We start from the raw sequence: 508 nt of genomic DNA, 5'->3' as shown, positions 1-508 counted from the left end.
ACCACCTCGGACGAGGAAACCCGCGCCCGCCGCGAACGCGAACAGCGCGATCACGAACGCGAACAACGCCGCTGCGAACAGCGACAGCGTCAGGGAAAAAGTTGCTGATACCTGTTCGGGGAGGGGGACCGCGTAGCGGTGGAGGGGGCGACTCGACGTCGGACGACAGCGCCGCCCCCTCCGTCTCGCCGCCTACGGCGTCGATCCACCTCCCCATAAAATGGGGAGGAGCAGGCGCATCCTAGAGCCGCCGTTCCATCGCATAGTTGTGGATCGCCACGCCCGCGACCTCGAAGTCGCGCCGCTCGACCACCGCATAGCCGCGCTTCAGGAAGACCCGCCGCGCCGCCTCGCTGGCCTCGCTGTCGCCCACCCGCAGCCGCCGGCCGGTGAGAATGCTGCTGCTGCTGCCGCGCCGCCACCGTTGTGCCGCCACCGCTGCGCCGCCGCCGCTGCGCTGCCGCCGCTGTCATCGCATTCGTGTCTGTCGCTGTCGCGCGCCGCTGAC

The 508-nt window shown here is 70.3% G+C and carries 1 protein-coding gene; it reads right to left on the bottom strand.

Features of this window, described 5'->3' with window-relative positions; genetic code table 11:
* Window positions 1-241 precede the first annotated feature (241 nt).
* A complete protein-coding gene (locus ACK4SE_RS14395) occupies window positions 242-436 on the bottom strand; it encodes a hypothetical protein (protein ID WP_409694099.1) in 195 nt (64 codons plus the stop codon).
* Window positions 437-508 lie beyond the last annotated feature (72 nt).

Origin of the sequence: Brevundimonas sp. (genome assembly GCF_046293315.1) — a bacterium.
Taxonomy (GTDB): Bacteria; Pseudomonadota; Alphaproteobacteria; order Caulobacterales; family Caulobacteraceae; genus Brevundimonas.
The sequence above is the reverse complement of the archived record's forward strand: the minus strand, read 5'-3'. Positions and strand labels throughout refer to the sequence as shown.